This window comes from Azospirillum sp. A29 (assembly GCF_042604625.1).
Classification (GTDB): Bacteria; Pseudomonadota; Alphaproteobacteria; order Azospirillales; family Azospirillaceae; genus Azospirillum; species Azospirillum palustre.
Genome location: NZ_CP170463.1, coordinates 386305 through 403174, shown reverse-complemented (window position 1 = coordinate 403174; position 16870 = coordinate 386305). Strand labels below are relative to the sequence as shown.

General features: G+C 67.0%; 18 protein-coding genes. 10 read left to right on the top strand and 8 right to left on the bottom strand.

The features are described 5' to 3' along the window. The 6 genes from ABNQ38_RS10340 to leuD are packed head-to-tail and all read left to right on the top strand — an operon-like array spanning nucleotide 1 to nucleotide 6121. Nucleotides 1–2085: a hydantoinase/oxoprolinase family protein gene (locus ABNQ38_RS10340; protein ID WP_377807402.1), complete on the top strand. Its 2085-nt coding sequence runs from the start codon at nucleotides 1–3 to the stop codon at nucleotides 2083–2085. After that, a complete protein-coding gene (locus ABNQ38_RS10335) occupies nucleotides 2082–2696 on the top strand; it encodes a cysteine hydrolase family protein (RefSeq protein WP_377807401.1) in 615 nt (204 codons plus the stop codon). The genes ABNQ38_RS10340 and ABNQ38_RS10335 overlap by 4 nt, the downstream gene beginning before the upstream one ends. Continuing rightward, complete coding sequence (locus tag ABNQ38_RS10330; protein WP_377807400.1) at nucleotides 2693–4102, top strand: FAD-dependent oxidoreductase; 1410 nt, start codon at nucleotides 2693–2695, stop codon at nucleotides 4100–4102. The genes ABNQ38_RS10335 and ABNQ38_RS10330 overlap by 4 nt, the downstream gene beginning before the upstream one ends. After that, nucleotides 4099–5520: a 3-isopropylmalate dehydratase large subunit gene (leuC, locus tag ABNQ38_RS10325; protein ID WP_377807399.1), complete on the top strand. Its 1422-nt coding sequence runs from the start codon at nucleotides 4099–4101 to the stop codon at nucleotides 5518–5520. The genes ABNQ38_RS10330 and leuC overlap by 4 nt, the downstream gene beginning before the upstream one ends. Before the next feature lie 2 nt (nucleotides 5521–5522). After that, a complete protein-coding gene (locus ABNQ38_RS10320) occupies nucleotides 5523–5717 on the top strand; it encodes a hypothetical protein (protein WP_377807398.1) in 195 nt (64 codons plus the stop codon). Beyond that, nucleotides 5714–6121: a 3-isopropylmalate dehydratase small subunit gene (leuD, locus tag ABNQ38_RS10315; RefSeq protein WP_377807397.1), complete on the top strand. Its 408-nt coding sequence runs from the start codon at nucleotides 5714–5716 to the stop codon at nucleotides 6119–6121. Before ABNQ38_RS10320 ends, leuD begins: the two co-directional genes overlap by 4 nt. 1 nt (nucleotide 6122) lies before the next feature. On the opposite strand, the gene ABNQ38_RS10310 is transcribed toward leuD, so the two are convergent. After that, nucleotides 6123–6938: a polyphosphate kinase 2 family protein gene (locus ABNQ38_RS10310; RefSeq protein ID WP_377807396.1), complete on the bottom strand. Its 816-nt coding sequence runs from the start codon at nucleotides 6936–6938 to the stop codon at nucleotides 6123–6125. A 217-nt stretch (nucleotides 6939–7155) separates the two neighbouring features. Between ABNQ38_RS10310 and ABNQ38_RS10305 the strand changes: the two genes are divergently transcribed. Genes ABNQ38_RS10305 through ABNQ38_RS10295 form a run of 3 tightly spaced genes read left to right on the top strand, consistent with a single transcriptional unit; the run spans nucleotide 7156 to nucleotide 10473 of the window. Then, nucleotides 7156–7683, top strand: a complete 528-nt coding sequence (locus tag ABNQ38_RS10305) for an alpha-amylase family glycosyl hydrolase (protein ID WP_377807393.1) — start codon at nucleotides 7156–7158, stop codon at nucleotides 7681–7683. Next, entirely contained in the window at nucleotides 7592–9841 is a 2250-nt protein-coding gene (locus tag ABNQ38_RS10300) for a maltotransferase domain-containing protein (protein ID WP_377807392.1), read from the top strand. The genes ABNQ38_RS10305 and ABNQ38_RS10300 overlap by 92 nt, the downstream gene beginning before the upstream one ends. A 44-nt stretch (nucleotides 9842–9885) precedes the next feature. After that, nucleotides 9886–10473 carry a hypothetical protein gene (locus ABNQ38_RS10295; RefSeq protein ID WP_377807391.1) on the top strand — a complete coding sequence of 196 codons (588 nt, stop codon included), beginning with the start codon at nucleotides 9886–9888 and terminating at the stop codon, nucleotides 10471–10473. A gap of 118 nt (nucleotides 10474–10591) precedes the next feature. On the opposite strand, the gene ABNQ38_RS10290 is transcribed toward ABNQ38_RS10295, so the two are convergent. The 4 genes from ABNQ38_RS10290 to ABNQ38_RS10275 all read right to left on the bottom strand — a co-directional run bounded on the left by ABNQ38_RS10290 (nucleotide 10592) and on the right by ABNQ38_RS10275 (nucleotide 13228). Further along, nucleotides 10592–10831, bottom strand: a complete 240-nt coding sequence (locus tag ABNQ38_RS10290) for a hypothetical protein (protein WP_377807390.1) — start codon at nucleotides 10829–10831, stop codon at nucleotides 10592–10594. Between the two features lie 138 nt (nucleotides 10832–10969). After that, the gene (locus ABNQ38_RS10285; protein ID WP_377807389.1) at nucleotides 10970–11149 is read right to left on the bottom strand and encodes a hypothetical protein; all 180 of its coding nucleotides are present in this window, start codon (nucleotides 11147–11149) and stop codon (nucleotides 10970–10972) included. A 98-nt stretch (nucleotides 11150–11247) separates the two neighbouring features. Then, entirely contained in the window at nucleotides 11248–12225 is a 978-nt protein-coding gene (locus ABNQ38_RS10280) for an alpha/beta hydrolase (RefSeq protein WP_377807388.1), read from the bottom strand. Nucleotides 12226–12229: 4 nt separating this feature from the next. Beyond that, nucleotides 12230–13228, bottom strand: a complete 999-nt coding sequence (locus tag ABNQ38_RS10275) for an ABC transporter ATP-binding protein (RefSeq protein ID WP_377807387.1) — start codon at nucleotides 13226–13228, stop codon at nucleotides 12230–12232. Nucleotides 13229–13407: 179 nt separating this feature from the next. On the opposite strand from ABNQ38_RS10275, the gene ABNQ38_RS10270 reads away from it, so the two are divergent. Further along, the gene (locus tag ABNQ38_RS10270; RefSeq protein ID WP_109049093.1) at nucleotides 13408–13596 is read left to right on the top strand and encodes a zinc-finger domain-containing protein; all 189 of its coding nucleotides are present in this window, start codon (nucleotides 13408–13410) and stop codon (nucleotides 13594–13596) included. On the opposite strand, the gene ABNQ38_RS10265 is transcribed toward ABNQ38_RS10270, so the two are convergent. The 3 genes from ABNQ38_RS10265 to ABNQ38_RS10255 all read right to left on the bottom strand — a co-directional run bounded on the left by ABNQ38_RS10265 (nucleotide 13539) and on the right by ABNQ38_RS10255 (nucleotide 16282). Beyond that, nucleotides 13539–14450 (bottom strand): serine/threonine protein kinase, encoded by a 912-nt coding sequence (locus tag ABNQ38_RS10265; RefSeq protein ID WP_377807386.1) that lies wholly within the window; start codon nucleotides 14448–14450, stop codon nucleotides 13539–13541. The genes ABNQ38_RS10270 and ABNQ38_RS10265 overlap by 58 nt on opposite strands. Beyond that, nucleotides 14399–15379, bottom strand: a complete 981-nt coding sequence (locus tag ABNQ38_RS10260; protein ID WP_377807385.1) for a PP2C family protein-serine/threonine phosphatase — start codon at nucleotides 15377–15379, stop codon at nucleotides 14399–14401. Before ABNQ38_RS10260 ends, ABNQ38_RS10265 begins: the two co-directional genes overlap by 52 nt. Before the next feature lie 66 nt (nucleotides 15380–15445). Then, nucleotides 15446–16282, bottom strand: coding sequence for a formate/nitrite transporter family protein (locus ABNQ38_RS10255; protein ID WP_377807384.1), 837 nt, complete (start codon nucleotides 16280–16282; stop codon nucleotides 15446–15448). Nucleotides 16283–16870: the final 588 nt, after the last annotated feature.

The window sequence follows — 16870 nt, the reverse complement described above, 5'->3', positions numbered from 1 at the left end:
ATGAGCAACGGTATTTCCAAGGGCGCAATCGTCGGCGTCGATGTCGGCGGCACCTTCACCGACCTGTTCCATTACGACGAGGCGCGCGGCAGCTTCCGCACCGCCAAGGTCCCATCCAACCGCGGCGACGAGGCGGTCGGCTTCCTGGCCGGATTGCAGAGCTTCGGCCCGGTGGCCGATCTCGGCTCCATCGTCCACGGCACCACCGTCGGCACCAACGCGCTGTTGGAGCGCAAGGGCGCCAAGGTCGGCCTGATCACCACGGCCGGCTTCCGCGACGTACTGGAGATGCGCCGCCGCGACCGCCGCCACACCTGGGGCCTGTGGGGCGATTTCGTCCCCGTGGTCGACCGTGACATGCGGTTGGAGGTGGCGGAACGCACGCTGGCCGACGGCACCATCCGCACCGGAATTGACCCGGAAGAGGTGCGTGCTTGCGCCCGCCGGCTGGCCGACCAGGGGGCGGAGGCGCTCGCCATCGTCTTCATCAACGCCTACGCCAACGCGGCCAACGAGCTGGCGGCGCTGGAGGCGGCGCGCGAGGTCTGGCCGAACGCCAACCTCGAATGTTCCTCCCGTATTCTGCCGGAAATCCGCGAGTTCGAACGCACCTCCACCACCGCGCTCAACGCCTATCTCCAGCCGGTGGTCGGCAGCTATCTCGCCAAGCTCGACAACGCGCTGGCCGGCGAAGGGTTCGGCGGACGCTTCCACATCGTGCAGTCGAACGGTGGCGTGATGTCGACCGAAACCGCAAGACGCCTGCCGGTGCGCACCGCCCTGTCGGGGCCGGCGGCGGGCGTGATCGCCGCCGCGGCGATCTCCAAGGCGGCGGGCTTCCCGAATGTCATCACCGGTGACCTCGGCGGCACCAGTTTCGACGTGTCGCTGGTGGTGGAGGGGCAAACCACGCTGGCCGCCCAGACCACCATCGATTTCGGTCTGGTCGTCCGTACGCCGATGATCGAGATCACCACCATCGGCGCCGGCGGCGGTTCCATCGCCGGGGTCGATCCCGGCGGCATGCTCCAGGTCGGGCCGGAGAGCGCCGGCTCGCGGCCGGGGCCGGTCTGCTACGGCCAGGGCAACACCCGCCCGACCCTGACCGACGCCAATGTCCTGCTCGGCCGCATCAACGCCGAGCGTCCCATCGGGGGCAAGCTGGCGCGGCTGGACGTCAATGCCGCCCGCACCGCCATCGCCACCCATGTCGCCGAGCCGCTCGGCCTTGAGGTCATGGCTGCGGCAGAAGCGGTGGTGCGCATCGCCAACAGCAAGATGGCCGGCGCCATCCGCCTCGTCTCCATCGAGCGCGGCCACGACCCGGCCAAGTTCGCCGCCGTGCCGTTCGGGGGCGGCGGGGCGCTGCATGTCGGCGCGCTGATCAAGGAGGTCGGGCTGAAGGCGGCGCTGGTGCCACGCTTCCCCGGCGTGACTTCCGCACTCGGCTGCGTCATCGCCGACATCCGCCACGATCAGGTGCAGACGGTCAATCTACCGCTGGCCGGCATCGACGCACGCTCGCTCGACCGCCGCATGGTCGAGGAGGCGACTGCCGCCCGCGCCGTGGTGGAGTCCGCCGGTCTCAGCGTCGAGCGCATCGACCTCGTCTTCGAACTCGACATGCACTACATCGGCCAGACCCATACAGTCGCCGTGCCGCTGCCGGTGGCGGTGGAGAATGGCACGACCGGCCCAACCACAGGAATTGACGAGGCGACCATCCGCGCTGCTTTCGAGCGCGCCTATCAGGCGTCCTTCAGCCGTCTGCTGCCGGGGGTCGGCGCAAAGATCGTCAATCTGCGCACCGCCGCCATCGGCCGACGTCCGCATTTCGACCTCTCCGCTTTGGCTCCGGCCGCCGGAACGACGGTCGAGGGCGCCTATGCCGGGTCGCGGCCGGTGTGGTTCGACGGGGCCTGGCACGAGACTGCCGTCTACAACCGGCTGGACCTGCCGGTCGGCGCCGTCATCCAGGGCCCGGCAATCCTGGAGCAGCCGGACGCCACCACCGTCATCGACCCCGACCTGTCCGCCCGTGTCGACGGCTTCGGCAACGTCATCGTCGAAAGGAGCGGCCGATGAGCGCCGCCGTCATCCCGGTCGAGCGCACCGCCCTGCTGGTCTGCGACCTGCAAAACGACTTTCTCCATTCCGAAGGCGCCTACGGCCGCGCCGGACAGACGGCGCCGGAGATTGCGGCGCTGCCGGAGCGGGTGAAGCCGTTGGCCGATCTGCTGCGCTCGCGCGGCGGCTGGGTGATCTCCACCAACTTCACCCTGGTGCCGGGCCGCGGCGGCGAGCCGATGATCTCGCCTCATCTGAAATCGCTGCGGCCTTTCCTGGCGAAGGGCGATTTCCAGCCCGGCAGTTGGGGGCACCGGACGGTGGATGCCCTCCAGCCCGTCGATGTCGAGGTGGAGAAAATCGCCTATTCCGCCTTCTACATGTCGCGGCTGGAATGGGTGCTGCGGAAATGCGGGGTGGAACGTCTGCTGGTCTGCGGCATCGTCACCAATGGCGGCGTCGCCTCCACCGTGCGCGACGCCCATGTCCGCGATTTCGAGACCATCCTGCTGGAGGACGGCTGCGCCGCCTTCAGCCCGGAGGTGCATGAGGTCTCCGTCGCCGCGCTGCGCCCGGTTTGCCGGGTCGCGACGGTCGCGACCATGCTGGAGGAGGTGGCGAACTCATGAGCCGCATCCTGCCCGCCGATGGCATCGAGTTCGAGTTCACCGTCCCCGTCGTCGTGATCGGCGGCGGAGCGGCCGGGATGGTCGCGGCGCTGGCCGCCCATGAGCGGGGTGCCGGCGTGCTGGTGCTGGAGCGCGATGCGCTGCCGCAAGGATCCACCGCCCTGTCGGCCGGGCTGATCCCGGCCCCCGGCACCCGCTGGCAGCGCGACGCCGGCATCGAGGACAGCCCGGAGCGCTTCGCCGCCGACATCGTCGCCAAGGCGAAAGGGGAGCCCAACCCGGCCGAGGTCGCCCGCGTCGCCCAAGCGGTCGGGCCGGCCCTGGAATGGCTGGCCGACCGTTACGGCCTGCCGTTTTCGGTGGTGGACAATTTCAGCTATCCCGGACACAGCGCCCGGCGCATGCATGGGCTGCCCAGCCGGTCGGGAGCAGAGCTGATCGACCGGCTGCGCGGTGCCGTGGAAACCGCCGGGATCGACGTGCTGTGCGAGGCGCACGTCACCACCCTCCATGCCGATGGCGCACGGATTTGCGGTGTCGAGATCACGCGGCCCGACGGCAGTGTCGAGCGGGTCGGCTGCGGTGCGCTGATCCTTGCCTGCAACGGCTATGGCGGCAACAGGGCGCTGGTCGGGCAGCATGTGCCGGAACTGGCCGACGCGCTCTATTTCGGCCATCCCGGCAACCAGGGCGACGCGCTGCTGTGGGGTGAGGCACTGGGGGCGGCCACCCGGCACCTGTCGGGCCATCAGGGCCATGGCTCCGTGGCACACCCCGCCGGCATCCTCGTCACCTGGGCGACGATCACCGAGGGCGGCGTGCAGGTGAATGCGGACGGCCGGCGCTTCTCCAACGAGGCGCACGGCTATTCGGAGCAGGCGGCGGTGGTGCTGCGCCAGCCGGACGGCATCGCCTGGACTGTCTTCGACGAACGCATCGCCGGCATCGCCCGTCAGTTCGAGGATTTCCGGCAAGCCGAGGCGATGGGCGCGATGCTGAGCGCCGACACTCCGGCCGAACTGGCCCGTCTGATGAAGATCGACGCGAATGTCCTCGCCGCCACGCTGGCCGACATCGACCGGCTGAAGGCGGAGGGTGGAACCGATGGGTTCGGCCGCGACTTCGCCGGCTCGGCCCCGCTGGTGCCGCCCTACCGTGCCGTCCGCGTCACCGGCGCCCTGTTCCACACCCAGGGCGGGCTGGTTGTCGATGACGAGGCCCGCGTTCTGGACGAGCAGGGGACGCCGCTACCCAACCTCTATGCCGCCGGCGGGGCCGCCTGCGGCGTGTCGGGGTCCAAGGCGTCCGGCGATCCGTCCGGCAACGGCCTGCTGACCGCGGTGGCGCTCGGGCGCATCGCCGGGATGGCCGCCGCGGGCGCCGTAAAGGAGGAACTCAGCCAATGACCGCACAGCCACGCAGCCTGTTCGAGAAGGTGTGGGACGCCCATGTCGTGGCGACCCGGCCGGACGGTCAGGCCCTGCTCGCCATCGACCGCCATTTCCTGCACGAGGGGTCCTTCCACGCCTTCGGCATGATCGACCATGCCGGCCGCAAGGTGCGCCGGCCGGAGCTGACCTTCGCCGTCGCCGACCATTACGTCCCCTCGCACAGCCGGTCCAGGCCGATTGCCGATCCCGAGATCGCCAACATGGTGACGATGCTGGAGGCGAATGCCGGCCGCCACGGCCTGCGCCATTTCGGCCTGCACGATCCGGCCCAGGGCATCGTCCATGTGCTGGCGCCGGAACAGGGGCTGACCTTGCCCGGCCTGACCATCGTCTGCGGCGACAGCCACACCTCGACCCATGGCGCCTTCGGGGCGCTGGCCTTCGGCATCGGCGCCACCGAGGTGTCGCATGTGCTGGCGACCCAGACGCTGTGGCAGCGCCGGCCCAAGACCATGCGTATCACGGTGGACGGCGTGCTGGGACCGCATGTGACGGCAAAGGACCTGATCCTGGCGGCGATCGCTGCCATCGGTGCCGACGGGGCCGCCGGCCATGTCATCGAATATGCGGGCAGCGCCATCCGTGCCCTGTCGATGGAGGGCCGCCTGACCGTCTGCAACATGTCGATCGAGGCCGGGGCGCGGGCCGGCATGATTGCGCCGGACGACACCACCTTCACCTGGATCGAGGGCCGGCCCTTTGCCCCCAAGGGGGATGTGTTCGACCGTGCGGTGGCGCATTGGCGCACCCTGCCCAGCGATCCGGATGCCGTTTTCGACCGCGAGGTGAGGCTGGATGCCCCCGACATCGCCCCGGCGGTGACCTGGGGCACCAGCCCGGAAACCGCGGTTCCGGTGACGGCGGCCGTTCCCGATCCCGCTGCCGAAACCGACCCGGTGCGCGCCGGCCAGATGCGCAAGATGCTGGATTACATGGGCCTTGTCCCCGGCATGGCGCTGGAGGAGGTGGCCATCGACCGCGTCTTCATCGGCTCCTGCACCAATGCCCGGCTGGAGGATCTGCGCGCCGCCGCCGCGGTGCTGCGCGGCCGTCGCGCGGCGGTGCCGGGGCTGGTGGTTCCGGGCTCGGTCCCGGTGCGCCGGCAGGCGGAAGCGGAGGGGTTGGACCGCGTCTTCATCGATGCCGGGCTGGAGTGGGGCGAACCCGGCTGCTCGATGTGTGTCGGCATCAACGGCGACCTCGTTCCGGCGGGGGAGCGCTGCGCCTCCACAACCAACCGAAACTTTCCCGGCCGCCAGGGGCCGAACGCCCGCACCCATCTGATGAGCCCGGCGATGGCCGCCGCCGCCGCCGTTACCGGCAAACTCACCGATGTCAGAAAGCTCAATGTCCGCAAGCTGGGAGTTTCCTGAGGATGGATCCCTTCGTCACGCTGACCGCGCCCGCGGTGCCGCTCGACATCGCCAACATCGACACCGACCAGCTTCTGCCCGCCCGCTTCCTGAAGAAGCCGCGCAGCGCCGGCTATGGCAACTTCCTGTTCCATGACGAGCGCAAGCCGGGTTCCCGCTGGACGACCCGTCCTATGCCGGAGCCCGCATTCTGGTGAGCGACCGCAATTTTGGCTGCGGATCCTCGCGCGAGGGCGCGGTCTATGCGCTGGTGGACGGTGGGTTCCGCTGCGTCGTCGCCCCCAGCTTCGGCGACATCTTCGCCGCCAATGCCGCCAAGAACGGCCTGCTGACCGTCACCCTGCCGGAGGATACGGTGGCATTGCTGCGCCGCCAGTTGCAGGCGACGCCGGGTGCCACCGTCACCGTGGACCTGCCGGCCCAAAGCCTGACCGGTCCGGACGGCCGGGCGCTATCCTTCGCCATCGATCCCTTCAAGAAGGACTGTCTGGTCGAAGGATTGGACGACGTCGCCCTGACCCTGCGCCACCAGGACGCCATCGACGCCTTCGACCGCGAGGATGCGGTGCGGCGGTCCTGGGTGGTGCCGGGCAGGGGGTGATTTACTCCGCCTCTATTCCCAGAACCTCGGCGGCGATCTTCGCGACGTTGCCGTTGATGGGGGGCGGGGCGATGTTCACACCCTCCTTCAGCGCAGCGGTGACGATCTCCAGCACTTTGAGGCGGGCATGCCATTTGGAGTTCGCCTCCACCGCATGCCAGGGCGCGTTGGCGGTGGAGGTGTGGTCGAACATCGTTTCCGCCGCCTTGACGTAATCGTCCCATTTGGCGCGGTTGCGCATATCCTCCTCGGTCAGTTTCCAGCGCTTGTACGGGTTCTTCATCCGCTCGCGGAAGCGCTCCAGCTGCTCTTCGGGAGTGATGTGCAGGAACAGCTTGACGATGCGCACTCCGTCGTCGGTCAGCAGCCGTTCGAACTCGTTGATCTCGTCATAGGCGCGTTTCCACTGGTCCTTGGTGGCGAACTTCTCCACCCGCTCCACCATGACGCGGCCGTACCAGGACCGGTCGAAGATGGCGAAGGTGCCGGGCGCCGGCAGCTTGGTCCAGAAGCGGTACAGGTAATGCTTTCCCTGCTCGTCCGCGGTGGGTGCGGAGATCGGCCAGACATGGAAGCCGCGGGGGTCGAGCGGCTCGGTCATGCGACGAATGGCCCCGCCCTTGCCGGCCGCGTCCCAGCCCTCGAACACCACGATGGCGCGGCGTTTCTCGTGCCAATAGGTCTGCTGGATGTGCAGAAGCTCCTTCTGCAGCTTGCCGAGTCGGCGGTCATATTCCTCCGCCGTCTCGATCCGCGCCTGCTCCTGGTCCAGTTTGGCGAGGCGGATTTTCGAGACCTTGCCGGGCTTCTCGGCCATGCGTTGCATCCTGTGCTGGTGGGTTCGGTTGCGGCTTGCCAACAGGGCGGGCGGAACCTTCACCGCCCCTGCGGGTTTTCCGGCGGGGGCACGGTGTCGGCATCTGCGTCGGCGCCGGCACACCCGTGAGGGGAAAAGCACCGATGCCGCCTGGTCGATCCCACAACGGGGAGCGGCAGGCTGTCAACGGAGAAGCAGGGCCAAGGAAGGGGGTTCCATGAGCATCGTCGGACCGCGCATCTACAACCTGTTTCCGACCCTGGTCGGTCCCGTGCGCGATTGGGCCGGGCACCTGCCGCGGATCCAGGGGATGGGTTTCGACTGGATATTCCTGAACCCGATCCACCAGCCCGGATTCTCCGGCAGCCTGTATGCCATCAAGGACCCTTACCGGCTGCACGACGCGCTCCGCGGCGGGTCGCACGAAAGCGACGACGAGCTTCTGCGCCGCTTCACGGCGGAGGCCGCCGCGCACGGCCAGTCGGTCATGATGGACTTCGTCATCAACCACACCTCTCGCGATGCGCTGCTGGTCGAGCGTCACCCCGACTGGTACAAGCGCGGCGCGGATGGCGACCTGCACCGTCCGGGTGCCGTCGATCCCAACAACACCGCCCATGTCACGGTGTGGGGCGACCTCGCCTCGCTCGATTATGAGCGGCGGACTGCGCGCCGGACTGGTCGGCTATTGGTCCGACTATCTGCGCCATTACATCGGGCTTGGCGTGCGGGGGTTCCGCTGTGACGCCGCCTACCAGGTGCCGGCGGAGGTGTGGAAGAGCCTGATCGACGCCGCCCACGCCGTAAACCCGGAGGTGAAGTTCTTCGCCGAGACGCTGGGCTGTACGGTGGAGCAGGTGCGCGAGCTGTGCGGCGCCGGCTTCGACTTCCTGTTCAACAGCGCCAAATGGTGGGACTTCAAGGCCGATTGGCTGCTGGACCAGTATGAGGAATTCCGCTGGATCGCGCCGTCCATCGCCTTCCCGGAAAGCCACGACACCGACAGGCTGGCGGCGGAGGTCGGCAGCCAGGACGCCGTGCGGCTCGCCGCCCAGCTGAAGATGCACTACCTGTTCGCCGCCAGCTTCTCCACCGGCGTGATGATGCCGGTCGGCTTCGAATATGGCTTTACCCGCAAGTTGGACGTGGTGCGCACCAGCCCGGCCGACTGGGAGCAGCCGAAGCTTGACCTCACCGGCTTCATCGGCGCGGTCAACGCCATGAAGGCCGCCACCCCGGCCCTGAACGTCGAGGGGCCGCAGCGCCGCGTGACCTCGCCGCACAGCCCGGTGCTGGGGTTGATCCGGCAGGTGGACGGCGCCGCGCTCGACCAGCCCGACGGCTGCGCCATCCTGGTGCTGAACCCGGACGAGAACCGGACGCACACGCTGGATGTCGGCCCGATCCTGGCGGCCACCGGCGGCATCTACGAGGCGTTCGAGGACGTGACGCCGGAGGCTGAGCCGCTGCCGATGGAGCCCGGCGCGCCGATGACGTTGCGCCCGATGGAGCTGCGCGTCTTCCGCGCCCGCGCCGCCCGCAGCCACGCCATCGAACTGCACGATGTGGAGGAGCGGGAATGGATGGATTCCATCGCCGCCGGCCGCATGACCATCGAGAATGTCTATCCGGAGCTGGACGGCGGCCGCTTCGCCATCAAGCGCGCGGTCGGCGACGTGATGGAGGTTTGGGCCGACATCTACACCGACGGCACCTTCGTGCTCGCGGCGTCCGTCATGTACAAGGCGGACGGCGACGAGGGCTGGAGCGAAGCGCCGATGCGCCTTCACGAGAACGACCGCTGGGTCGGCCGCGTGCCGCTGACCCGCAACGCCCGCTACACCTACAGCATCGAAGCCTGGCGCGACGTGTGGGAAAGCTGGCGGGCCGACTTCAAGAAGAAGGTCGATGCCGGCATGGTCGTCGACTTGGAATTGGTGGAGGGCCGCCGCTTCGTCGAGCAGGCGCTGGACTTGAACCATGGTGACGGGCGTGCGGCGCTCCAGGCGGTGATCGAGCGGATGCAGGCGCTGTCGGGCCGTGAGGCCATCGACTATGCCCTGTCGGACGAACCGCGCCGCGTCATGAAGCAGTATGGCGAGCGGCAGTACAAGTCGCGCTACGTGCGTGAGCTGGAGGTCTATGTCGACCGCACCGCCGGCGCCGATTCGGCATGGTTCGAGATCTTCCCGCGTTCCGCCTCGCCCGACCCGTCGCGTCCTGGCAATTTCGACGACGTGGTCAATCTGCTGCCCATGGTGCGCGACATGGGCTTCGACGTGCTGTATTTCCCGCCGATCCACCCCATCGGCCGTGCCTTCCGCAAGGGCAGGAACAACACGCTGAACCCCGGCCCCGACGATCCCGGCGTGCCCTATGCCATTGGCGCGGAGGAGGGCGGGCACGACGCCATCGACCCGATGATCGGCGACTTCGACAGCTTCCGCCGGCTGGTGCGCGAGGCCAAGCGCCATGGAATTGAGATCGCGCTGGACTTCGCCGTCCAGTGCTCGCCCGACCATCCCTGGGTGAAGGAGCATCCGCACTGGTTCTACTGGCGGCCCGACGGCACCATCCGCTATGCCGAGAACCCGCCGAAGAAGTATCAGGACATCGTCAATGTCAGCTTCTACCGCCAGTCCTACCCGGACCTGTGGTACGCGCTCCGCGACGTGGTGCTGATGTGGTGCAAGGAGGGTGTGCGCATCTTCCGCGTCGACAACCCGCACACCAAGCCCTTCCCCTTCTGGGAATGGATGATCCGCGAGGTGCAGGACCGCTATCCCGACGCCCTGTTCCTGGCCGAGGCCTTCACCCGTCCGAAGCTGATGAAGCGGCTGGCCAAGGTCGGATTACCCAGTCCTACAGCTACTTCACCTGGCGCACCACCAAGCCGGAGCTGACCGAATACCTGACCGAGCTGACGCAGGGTGAGTTGCGGGAGTATATGCGGCCGAACTTCTTCGCCAACACGCCGGACATCCTGCCGCCGATCCTGACCCATGGCGGCCGTCCGGCACACATGATGCGGGCGGTTCTGGCGGCGACGCTGGCCGGCGTCTATGGGCTCTACGGTCCCTACCTGCTGTGCGAGGCGGAAGCCTATCCCGGCAAGGAGGAATACAACCACTCGGAGAAGTACGAGGTCCGGCACTGGGACTGGAACAAGCCCGGCAACATCCGCGACTACGTCACCGCCATCAACCGCATCCGTGCCGAGAATCCGGCGCTGCAGCAGTTCACCAATCTGAAGTTCTACAACGCCTACGACGACAACATCCTGCTGTACGGCAAGATGACGGCGGCGAAGGACAACGTGATCCTGATCGCGGTGAATTTGGATCCGTACAACGGCCATGGCGGAACCATCGAGGTGCCGCTGTGGGAGCTGGGCCTGTCCGACGGTGCCCATGTCCAGGTGGAGGACCTGTTCAGTGGCCACCGCTTCACCTGGATCGGCAAGTTCCAGAATGTCTGGCTGGATCCCCACCGCAACCCGGCGGCGATCTGGCGGATCGTGCCGCCGGGGGTTTGAGGAAGGGATTTCGGCGGCAGATGCCACTTCTGCCGCCGAAGAACTCTGCCGCCGAAGAAATTTCCCAATAAAAAAGCGGCCCTGGAGGGCCGCTTTTTAAATTCCGTCTATGCGCCGATCAGCGCCGGCGGATCATCGTCACGCCACCGACGGTCTTGTCGAGAAAATCGATCATGGTATCCGGCTTCGGTCCAACCGACGAGGCGGCGAACGCCATCCACCAGCGGGCCATCGGGGTGGTCCAGCCGTAGCGGTCGGCGATGGTCTGAACATCTACGGTAGAGGACATGGTCGTCTGGGCAGTCGCCGCGGCGCGGGTGGCGCCGGACGGGGTAACCTGAGATTTGACGCTGTGCATGGTGCCTCCCAACGGGGACATACGGTGTCCGCTTATGCGGTACCTTAGCTCTCAACCGCTGGAAGGGGCAGAGTGGCTTTGGTGCTAACGGGTACTATACCTTTGGCTGCAAAGGTCCCATGCCCAAGGCCGCCCCTTTCAGGCAGGTGGATGCGGCAATCCGCTGGCCCAGCCCAGGAAAGCCACCAGCGCCGCGCGGTTGGCCGGGCGGAGCAGCAGGGCCAGCCGCACCCACAGGGGTGAAATCTTGTATTCGGCAGCCATCTCCCGGACTTCCTCCGGCGACAGACGCAAATCGGGAGCGGGGTTATTGCTCACCGGGCAGTCCTCCACCATTGCCAAAGGGTGCGATGGATGGAGAACAATCCGTCGCACCGGCAATCGCGCGGGCGCCTGTGATAAAAAATGGCCGGTCTTTACTTGGCGGCCAGCAACGCTCGTGGCGCCCGGTCGGCTCCGCTTGCCAGCGGCACCTTGGGGTTTGCGATCCAGGCGATGACGTCGTTGACCACCAGCTTGCCCTTCAGGTCGCGCAGCAGCATGTGGTAGCCGTCGGGGTAGACGGCGACGACATGCCGCCCGCCGGACTCGAAATCCTTCAGGGCGCGCTCGACCGGCCGCGGCGGCAGGACTTCTTCATGGGCGCCGTAGAGCACCAGCGAGGGCGTCTGGAGATGCTGGCAGGCGTCGAGCGCCGAACCCATCAGGTCGGTCAGCCCTTCCAGCGCGTCGACGCGCGAGCCCTTGATGACCAACGGGTCACGGCCGAGAGCCCGCAGCATTTCGATGTTGTCGGACGGGTGGATGTCCAGATCCTTCGGCGGATGCACCACCATCCCGGGAACCAGATTGTAGGTGATCCACAGCGCGGCGCGCGGGAAGAAGCCCATCGCCTGCCGCCCCCAGACGGCGGGTGCGACCAGGATGGTGCCGTCGACCTTGGGCGGGTTGGGACCGGTCATCGCGCTCAGCACGACGGCACCGCCCATGCTCTCGCCCATCAGATAGACCGGCACGCCGGGATGGCGCTTGTGCACCATCTCCACCGCGGTGCGGGCGTCGCTGACCAGCGTGGGGGTGCCGGCCCACACGCCGCGTTCGCGGGTGGCGCCGAAACCGCGCTGGTCATAGGCGTAGGTGGCGATGCCGGCAGTCGCGAAGTCGCGGCCGGCGCCGTCGAAGGCATTGGAATAGTCGTTGTAGCCGTGCAGAGCCACCACCACGGCCCGCACCCTGCCGTCGGCCGGCAGCCAGGAGCGCATGGGCAGCTCGAAGCCGTCGGCGGCGATCAGCACCTTGTCGTTCAGCTGCGGCTGGACGACGGCCATCCCCATCGGTTGGAAATCCGCGGCACAGCCGCCAAGCAGAAGCCCCAATCCGAGAACAGCCGCCATTCCGCTACGCCGCATGGATTACCCCTGTGTTGCGGTGAGCACCACCCGTCAGTTGGAGGAATATATCTTCAAGATCCGACTCTTCGGTCGTGACATCGACGATCCCAATTCCGGATGCCGCCAGGGCTGACAGGATGGCGCCGGCGCGCTGGCGGCTCGGGTGGTAGCGGACGACCATCCGCCGCGGTTCCGGCAGCTCGACCGTATAGCCTTCCAGCGCGGGCGGGGCGGCGGTCAGGTCGCGCTCCAGGGTCAGGCACAGCGCCTTGTTGTCGACCCGGCGCAGCAGCGTCGTCTTCGGCTCGCACGCCACCACCTGCCCGTGGTTGATGATGGCGATGGTGTCGCACAGCTCCTCCGCCTCCTGCAGATAGTGGGTGGTCAGCAGGACGGTGGTGCCGGACTTGTTCAGCGTGCGCACATAGTCCCACAGCTGGCGGCGCAGCTCGACATCGACGCCGGCGGTGGGCTCGTCCAGGATCAGCACCGGCGGCGTGTGGACCATCGCCTTCGCCACCATCAGCCGGCGCTTCATGCCGCCCGACAGCGAACGGGCGTGGGCGTCGGCCTTGTCGGCCAGCCCGACGGCATCAAGCAGTTCGTCCGTCCGGCGCTCCTTCTTCGGCACGCCATAGAGGCCGGCCTGAAGCTCCAGCATCTCGCGCGGGGTGAAGAAGGGATCCATGTTGAGTTCCTGCGGCACCACGCCGATGGAGGCGCGGGCGCGGCGCGGATGGTCGGCCACCTCATGCCCCCAGATGGTGGCGGTGCCGCCGGTCTTGTTCACCAGCCCGGCGAGGATGTTGATCATCGTCGATTTGCCGGCGCCGTTGGGGCCGAGCAGCCCGAACAGAGACCCGCGCGGAATGGCGAGGTCGATGCCTTTCAGCGCGTGCTTCGGCCCGGCTTTGCCGGTCGGCTGGTAGATCTTGGTCAGGCCGCGCAGCTCGACCGCGTTGGCAGGGAGCGAGACGGGCGTGGGGGTATCGGTTGGCGCGGCCATTGATCCTGAACCATGATGTTTGCGGTTTGCGAAAAAGCCCCGGCGTCCGGTGGTTTCCCCCGTTGATCCGCGGCGCGCGATGGGTATCATCCGGCCCGCGCGCGCGGAACCCTGATCGGGGGCCCGGACAGCGGGCGTGTCCACGATGGCGTGAACCGGCGCGCCTGTCAAAACAGAGGATGACTGCTATGCAGCCGACCGAGACGATCCTTGTTGAAACCTCGACCGTCGGATGCGACGGCGGCGGCGGCGCGCTGGGCCATCCGCTGGTCTATTTGACGCTGGATCGCGAAGGGCAGGTCGAATGCCCCTATTGCTCGCGCCTGTTCAAGCTGAAGGACGGTGCGAAGGTCGCCCACGGGCACTGACAGCCCGTTTCTCCTGCCGGCGGGCCGGTCCAGACCCGGCCCGCCAGCAGGATCAGCACAGCCAGCGCCAGCAGCGCCGACAGCCCGTGCCAGAAGGCCAGCGGGTTGCGCTCGATCAGCGGCCGGCGCCGCATGCCCGCCGCCTGCTTGCGCGGATGGCGGAGGTCGTACAGGAACTCCGACAATTCCCGATAGCGCTTGGCCGGGTCCGGATGGACCGCCTTGCGCAGCACCCCGTCGATCCAGGCGGGAACCGCCCGCCGGTCGTCCAGGGCGGTGCGGTAGACCAGCTTGCGCTGGCGCGCCCGCGTGGTGGCCGTCGCCGCATCGGCACCGTAGGGCAGGCGGCCGGTCAGCATCTGATAGGCGATGACTCCCAGCGCATAGAGGTCCGATGCCGGCGTTCCGCCTTCCCCGAGCAGATATTCAGGCGCGGTGTACTGCAGCGTGCCCAGAATCTCGCTGCGGTCGGCGTCGGGCATGGTCTCCAGGATGCCGGGGACCAGAACCGATCCGAAATCGACGATCTTCACCGTTCCGGTGCCGTCGATCATCACATTGTCGGGCCGCAGATCCTGATGCAGCATCTCCAGCCGGTGGAAGGCCTGCAATCCCTTGCCGATCTGCTCGACGATGGCGCGCACGGCGGGCAGATCGGGGGCGGGGTGGTCGCGCATCCACTGGGTCAGCGTCTGCCCCTCGATATACTCGGTGACGACATAGAGGTGGCGGCGCGGCCGGCTTTGCGGCGGCGGCTTCAGCACATGGGGGCTGTTGAGCCGGCGGGCTATCCACTCCTCCATCAGGAAGCGGCGGAGGTGGGCGCGGTCGTCGCGCCGGTCGATGGCCGGCACCTTCGCGCCACCGCCGGGGCCACCCCTGAGCCGCCCGCACCGTCCTGGGCCAGATAGACATGGCTGCGGCTGCTGGCGTGCAACTCCCGGAGAATGCGGTAGCCCTCGAACTCCGTCCTCGGCTCCAGCAGGGGCGGCAAGGGCAGGTCGGACAGCCTGTGGAACAGGTCGCCGGCATCGGCGTCGGGGACCGCATCGATTCGGACGATCTGGAGGGTCAGATTGTCGGTGCTGCCGCGCCGCAATGCCTCGTCCACCGCGATTCGGGCCACGCGGTCGAGGTCGTCCGGGTGCCTGTCGATTGTGCTGATTAAAAATTCGGCATCGACATGCTCATAGACGCCGTCGGTCGCCAGCAGAAAGACGTCGCCGGGTTCCACCGGCAACTCACGGCAGTCGATCTCGACATGCGGCACCACGCCCATCGCCCGGCCGAGATAGCTCACCTCCGACGACACCACCACGCGGTGGTCGTCGGTCAACTGCTCCAGCGACCGGCCGGCAATTCGGTAAATGCGGGAATCGCCGACATGGAACAGGTGCGCGGTGGCCGATTTCAACACCAGCGCGCTCAGCGTGCAGGCATAGCCGCGGTCCTGGTCGTAGCGGTACTCGCTGCGCCGGTTCTGGGCGTGCAGCCAGGAATTGGTCGCCGCCAGAACCCGCTGCGCCGCCGTCCTGACCGACCAGCTTTCCGGCGTGCAGTAATAGTCGGTCAGGAAGCTTTTCACCACGGATTCGCTGGCGATGTGGCTGACCCGGCTGGTGCTGATGCCGTCGGCCAGCGCCACCGCGATGCCCTTCATGCCCAGCAGCGGCGCCACCGGGATCAACGCTCCGTGGAAATCCTGATTGGTCTCCTTGCGCCCCTTGTCGGACCACTGGCCGATGGAGATCCGCAGCTCTTTCACGATACCGGCCCCGCTCAAGGAAAACTCCGCTCCAGGCCCCGGTCCAGGGCGGACCGGGGAGAGCGGACGGACGGGCAGGGTGGCTTATTCAGCCGGCTGCAGGTGGGGCTGCGGCAGGCGGCGCTTGGGTGCCGTGCGGACATGGGTGGCGTAGAGCGTCAGACCGGTGAAGGCGAGGCCGCCGATCAGGTTGCCCAGAACCGTCGGCAACTCGTTCCAGATCATGTAGTCCATGACCGAAGAGTTGCCGCCCATCAGCATCGCCGATGGGAACAGGAACATGTTCACCACCGAATGCTCGAAGGTCATGCCGAAGAACAGCATGATCGGCATCCACATGGCGATCACCTTGCCGCTGACCGAGGTGGAGATCATGGCGCCGACGACACCGGTGGAAACCATCCAGTTGCACAGCATGCCGCGCAGGAAGATGGTCAGCATTCCTGCCGCGCCATACTGGGCGTAGCCCAGCGTACGGTTTTCGCCGATGTGGGAAATGACGGTGCCGACCTTGTCCGGCGGGGTGGAGAAGCCATAGGTGAAGACCACGGCCATCATCACCGCCACCGTCAGCGCGCCCAGGAAATTGCCGACGAACACCAGCCCCCAGTTGCGCAGAACGCCGCCGATGGTGACGCCCGGCCGCTTGTCAATCACCGCCAGCGGGGTAAGCACGAACACCCCGGTCAGCAGATCGAAGCCCAGCAGATACAGCATGCAGAAGCCGACGGGGAACAGGATGGCGCCGATGATCGGGAACCCCGTCTGGACCGTGACCGTGACGGCGAAGACCGCCGCCAGCGCCAGGATCGCCCCGGCCATGTAGGCGCGGATGATCGTGTCGCGGGTGGACATGAAAATCTTGGATTCGCCGGCGTCCACCATTTTGGTGACGAACTCGGAGGGCACGAGATACGACATGACAAGTCCCCTTGGAATAAGGGCCGAAGAAACGGCACGGCAGCGTCTGGTGCAATCCGCGCGGCACCGGTCCGGTGCGGGGCGGGAGGAGGAAGGACGCGTTGCGTGTGATTTGGGTGCGGGCCGCAGTCATTGGGTCCGCGCTGGTCAAACCGCCGTTGGCTTGAACGGGAAGGCACATTGCACGGGATGTGCCAAACGCTGGAATGCAGCAAAGCAGCGGCATTTCGATCGCCGCGACGAGGCTGTATTGCAAAGAAGAACCGGTGTTGCTCAAAGACCGGGCAGCGTTGAATAAAAATCAGTCATTTGTACAAGAGCGATTGCCGGACCGGACAAGCGCGCGGCCGTTACCGCGAGGGTCATAGCGGAGAAATCTTTCAAAATTTTAACCGTGGCTCGCAATACTATCGTTGCGAATCAATGCTCTGAGCAATGGTCCGGGTCGGATGTGCCGGTAATGGTCAGGAACGGTTACCTTTTTGTTATATTTTCCCTTCGTACTATGAGACAGTACAGGCGATGTCGCTTGACGGGCTTCATCGAACCGGCGTCTACTTTGCCGCATTGCGGAAAGATGGCAGTTCC

Coding starts and splice junctions, on each gene's coding strand:
- ABNQ38_RS10330 (WP_377807400.1), top strand. CDS start 2,693: ATGAGCCGCATCCTGCCCGCCGATGGCATCGAGTTCGAGTTCACCGTC.
- ABNQ38_RS10275 (WP_377807387.1), bottom strand. CDS start 13,228: ATGGCCGCGCCAACCGATACCCCCACGCCCGTCTCGCTCCCTGCCAAC.
- ABNQ38_RS10255 (WP_377807384.1), bottom strand. CDS start 16,282: ATGTCGTATCTCGTGCCCTCCGAGTTCGTCACCAAAATGGTGGACGCC.
- ABNQ38_RS10320 (WP_377807398.1), top strand. CDS start 5,523: ATGGATCCCTTCGTCACGCTGACCGCGCCCGCGGTGCCGCTCGACATC.
- ABNQ38_RS10335 (WP_377807401.1), top strand. CDS start 2,082: ATGAGCGCCGCCGTCATCCCGGTCGAGCGCACCGCCCTGCTGGTCTGC.
- ABNQ38_RS10300 (WP_377807392.1), top strand. CDS start 7,592: ATGAGCGGCGGACTGCGCGCCGGACTGGTCGGCTATTGGTCCGACTAT.
- ABNQ38_RS10270 (WP_109049093.1), top strand. CDS start 13,408: ATGACTGCTATGCAGCCGACCGAGACGATCCTTGTTGAAACCTCGACC.
- ABNQ38_RS10295 (WP_377807391.1), top strand. CDS start 9,886: ATGCGGCCGAACTTCTTCGCCAACACGCCGGACATCCTGCCGCCGATC.
- ABNQ38_RS10340 (WP_377807402.1), top strand. CDS start 1: ATGAGCAACGGTATTTCCAAGGGCGCAATCGTCGGCGTCGATGTCGGC.
- ABNQ38_RS10280 (WP_377807388.1), bottom strand. CDS start 12,225: ATGGCGGCTGTTCTCGGATTGGGGCTTCTGCTTGGCGGCTGTGCCGCG.
- ABNQ38_RS10305 (WP_377807393.1), top strand. CDS start 7,156: ATGAGCATCGTCGGACCGCGCATCTACAACCTGTTTCCGACCCTGGTC.
- leuC (WP_377807399.1), top strand. CDS start 4,099: ATGACCGCACAGCCACGCAGCCTGTTCGAGAAGGTGTGGGACGCCCAT.
- ABNQ38_RS10290 (WP_377807390.1), bottom strand. CDS start 10,831: ATGCACAGCGTCAAATCTCAGGTTACCCCGTCCGGCGCCACCCGCGCC.
- ABNQ38_RS10310 (WP_377807396.1), bottom strand. CDS start 6,938: ATGGCCGAGAAGCCCGGCAAGGTCTCGAAAATCCGCCTCGCCAAACTG.